The sequence below is a fragment of the Pseudomonadota bacterium genome, from assembly GCA_022361155.1.
Taxonomy (GTDB): domain Bacteria; phylum Myxococcota_A; class Polyangia; order Polyangiales; family JAKSBK01; genus JAKSBK01.
The window spans coordinates 1-4220 of the sequence record JAKSBK010000150.1; the positions used below are offsets into that span (position 1 = coordinate 1).

The following is a 4220-nucleotide window of genomic DNA, read 5'->3' on the forward strand; positions in this document are numbered from 1 at the left end:
CCCCCGTGAACGGTTACGCACGATGGGCCAGGCAGGCCCGAGCGTATGGCTACTGCTTCTATGGGCTGCTGCTTGGGGCTGTGGTTCCCCCCCGAGGCTTCCGCCGCTAGCGAAGCGCCCGGTCGCGCCGCCGAGGATAGTGCTCGAACCCCCAGCGCAGCTTCCACCCACGCCTTCCGAGAGGCCACGCCACCCCCCCCCGGGGCCAGCCGCACCGCGCGACGTTCGTTTTCCGCCCGTCGTGCGTGCGACCACGAAGAACGGACTGCAAGTCAATGTTGTCGAGTTGCGACGCCTGCCATTGGTGGAGGTCAGGCTCGTGATTCGCGGCGGCAGTGCGGCCGATCCGTCAGGTATGCCGGGCTTGTCACGACTCGTTGCGTCGATGCTTCGCGAGGGCAGCCGGACTCACAGTGGGGCTCGACTGGCCGCGGAAGTCGAGTTCTGGGGAGCGGAGCTCGATGTCGGAAGCGACCAGGAAAGCGTCTACATCAGAACGCGTGCTCTGTCAGAGTACCTGCCTCGAACATTGTCGATCGTATCGGAGATCGCCCAAAGGCCAGCCTTTGGTCAACGCCAGCTCGAGAGATTGCGGAGGCGTGAGTTGGAGCGCCTGCAACTGGAGTCGAACCAACCGCGCTTTCTGGCCGCCGCCGCATTTTTTCGGGCCCTGTATGGTGAACACCCCTATGGGCACATCGACGCCGGCCCGGACACCGTCAGAAGCCTCCATCGCGCTGATCTGATTCGCTGGCACCGTGCACACTTCGTGCCGGAAAACGCCTTCTTGGTGGTGGCGGGCGACGTGGGTGCCGAGCGGGCGATCGAGCTCGCACGCCGGGCCTTCGCAGGCTGGGCTCCTCGAAAAGCGCCCCGGCTCGAGCTTGCGGGCCCCGTTCGTCCCGTGGAGCGGACGATCGTCGTCGTCGATCGTCCCAATGCGGCCCAGTCGATCGTCTACTTCGGTCACATGACCGTGGCTCGTGACGATCCCGACTTCGCGAAGCTGCTGGTGGTCAATCAGATCCTGGGGGGGTCGGCGATGGCGAGGCTGCCGTTGGATTTGGGCCAACGTCGCGGTTTGGCGCAAGGAGCCTATAGCGCCTTGCTCGAGCGCGGGCAGCTGGCCCCGCTGCGTGCTTATGCTGCGGTTCGAACCGACAAGACGCTCGCAGCGGTTGCCGGTATCGTCGAGCATCTGCGGCGCATTTCGAGTCAGCCACCGAGCGCCGACGAACTCGCGAGCGCCAAGCGCCAACTCGAGGGCTCCTTCGCGCTGCGGGCTGAAACGGCAGCACAGGTGGCCAGGCTGGTTGCGCGCCAACGCCTTCATGGTTTGCCCGATGACTGTTGGGATCGTTTCCGAGCCCAGATCCGTGCCGTGACCAACGAAGAGGCCCTGGCCGCGGCACGGGCGTATGTCCGCCCCGAGACCATGGTGCTGGTGGTGGTGGGTAGGGCCACCGCTATCGCCGATGCTCTTGAGCGCTGGGGTCCAGTCGCGGTGTTGGACACCGACGGGCAACTGCTGCGAGCCGCCCGTCCTGTCCCGCCACCGCCGGTACCCTGGAACTAGGCCCTAGGCAGTGTCCTTGGAAATGCTCCCGTCGATCCCGAGGCCCTCGAAATCGTGGGCTACCTCGCCGCAGCAATCCTGATCGTTTGGTCCCAGTTCTGGCGCCTGCGGGCGGTGTTGGGATACCTTTGGTAACTGAGCACCGACCATGTGTGGAATCGTTGGCTACGTGGGCGCGCAGCCTTGCGCGCCCATCCTCGTTGATGGGCTGCGGCGGCTCGAGTATCGTGGCTATGACTCCGCCGGCTTGGCCCTGCACGACGGAACCCGAATCGGCGTGTTGCGCGCGGTCGGCAAGCTGAACCGGCTGGAGGAGGCGCTGCGCGCTCGACCCCTGGTGGGCACCACCGGCATCGGACACACCCGTTGGGCCACGCACGGCCAACCTTCCGAGGCCAATGCCCATCCGCACGAAGCCGGGGAGGTGGTGCTGATCCACAACGGGATCATCGAAAATCACCTGTCGTTGCGCGCGCATGTGGAGGAGCGGGGCTCGACCGTCACGAGCGACACCGATACGGAAATCGTGGCGCACCTCGTGGACCAGCACTACGCGAACGAGGGCGATCTCGCGAGCGCGGTGCGCCGGGCGCTGGAGCAGGTGGAAGGTGCTTACGCTATCGCGGTGCTTGCAAGGCGGGAGCCGGGACGCTTGGTGGTGGCGAAGAACGAGTCTCCGCTCGTGATCGGCCTGGGAGAACGGGAGCTGTTCTGCGGCAGCGACATCCCGGCCTTGCTGCCCTACACCCGCGACGTGATCGTGCTCGAGGACGGTGAGATGGCCGTCCTCGGTGCGCAATCCTGCGAGCTATCGACGTTGGACGGCAAGCCTGTTACGCGCGAGCCAACGCGCATCGACTGGTCTCCGCTGCTCGCCGAGAAGGCCGGCTACAAGCACTTCATGCTCAAGGAGATCTTCGAGCAGCCGCGCGCCATCGAAGATACCCTTCGCGGAAGGCTTGACCGCGAGCACGCGGACGTCCACTCGTCGGAGATAGGCCTCGGCGACGATCTGGCGCGCTCGATCGAGCGCGTCTACTTGTTGGCATGCGGAACGAGCTACCACGCCGCAATGGCCGACCGCTACTACCTCGAGCAGATCGCGCGTGTCCCGACGACGGTGGAGCTCGCCAGCGAATTCCGCAACCGTGAACCGGTCTTGAGCCGAGCCGATCTCGCCGTGGCCATCAGCCAATCTGGTGAGACTCTGGACACGCTCATGGCGGGCAAATTGGTCAGGGAGCACGGGACGCATTTGCTCGCTATTGCGAACGTCGTGGGCAGCGCCATCGCTCGCGCGAGCGATGCGGCTTTCTACACGCACGCCGGACCCGAGATCGGCGTTGCTTCCACAAAATGCTTCACGACCCAGCTGGCCGCGCTGTTGATGCTGAGCATATACCTGGGCCGGCAGCGCGGGACGCTTGATGAAGGCAGGGCGCGCCAATATGTGGAGGGCCTGGCTCGGCTTCCGCACCACATGCGGGATGTGATCCAGGGAACCCGGCAGCTGGTCGCCAACGTTGCCAAGCGCTATTCACAGGCACGCGATGTCCTGTTCATAGGTCGAGGACTGAATTTTCCCATCGCGCTCGAGGGTGCCCTCAAACTAAAGGAGATCTCGTACGTACATGCCGAGGGCTACGCCGCGGGCGAGATGAAGCACGGGCCCATCGCCCTGATCGATGCCAGCGTGCCGGTTATCGTGTTGGCACCACAGGGCTGCGCGTACGACAAGAGCGTGAACAACCTGCAGGAGGCCAAAGCGCGGGACGCGCGCATCATCGCGGTGGGCACTGAAGGCGACGAGCAGATCCACCGTCTGAGCGATGAGATCATCGAGATACCCAAGGTCGGCGATCCGTTCGTGCCCTTTCTGACGGTACTGCCGCTGCAGCTGTTCGCTTACTACGTGGCGGACTTCAAGGGCACCGATGTGGACCAGCCGCGCAATCTCGCCAAGACGGTTACGGTGGAATGAGGATCCGCTCGACAGTGGCTTTTCGACAGTGGCTTTTCGGTAATGGCTTTTCGGTAATGGCTTTTTCGGCTCGGCGAGAGCTCGGCGCCGCCGGTGAGGCGCGACCACGAGGGACCAGTACGGCTCGCCGGTTCTGAGCTCAAAGCTACCGCTCACCCTTCTCGAGACAACGATCGTGCCCTGCCTACTCGGGTGCCTGGCCCTTTTCACGCCGCGTTTGGTTCTCGCCCTGGTCTTCCTTTTCAGCGACTTCCTCGGCCGGGCCTACGAGACCGCTGCGTGGCCCCTCTTGGGCTTCTTCTTCATGCCCTTGACGACGCTTGCGTACGCCGCGGCCATCAACTGGCACGGCGAGGTCACGGGCCTATATTTCGGCATGGTGCTTGTTGCGGCGCTGTTTGACCTGGGCATGGTCGGCGGTACGGGCTATGGGGGCAGGAGGTACCGGTACAGCCGCGCTGTGTTCCAGGATCGAAGGCACCGATAGGAAGGCCGAGCCTTGTACAACGGCCCGGAAATTCGATCCGAGTTGCTAGTACCTCGCCACAGGAATCCTGATCGTTTGGCCCCAGCCCTGGCGCCCGCTGGCGGCGTTGGGACCTCCTCGAATATGCGCTGCATGTCCTTCGTCGGTCCGCCTTGCCAGCGAGCCCCACTGCAGGC

Annotated in this window: 3 protein-coding genes; all 3 read left to right on the forward strand. The window is 64.5% G+C overall.

Translation table 11 applies throughout. The features are described 5' to 3' along the window. The first annotated feature begins 241 nt into the window (after positions 1–241). The 3 genes from MJD61_05250 (at position 242) to MJD61_05260 (ending at position 4044) form a co-directional block, all read left to right on the forward strand. Positions 242–1576 (forward strand): insulinase family protein, encoded by a 1335-nt coding sequence (locus tag MJD61_05250; GenBank protein ID MCG8554683.1) that lies wholly within the window; start codon positions 242–244, stop codon positions 1574–1576. Between the two features lie 148 nt (positions 1577–1724). After that, positions 1725–3557, forward strand: coding sequence for a glutamine--fructose-6-phosphate transaminase (isomerizing) (glmS, locus tag MJD61_05255; GenBank protein ID MCG8554684.1), 1833 nt, complete (start codon positions 1725–1727; stop codon positions 3555–3557). A gap of 175 nt (positions 3558–3732) precedes the next feature. Further along, positions 3733–4044 (forward strand): hypothetical protein, encoded by a 312-nt coding sequence (locus MJD61_05260; GenBank protein MCG8554685.1) that lies wholly within the window; start codon positions 3733–3735, stop codon positions 4042–4044. Positions 4045–4220: the final 176 nt, after the last annotated feature.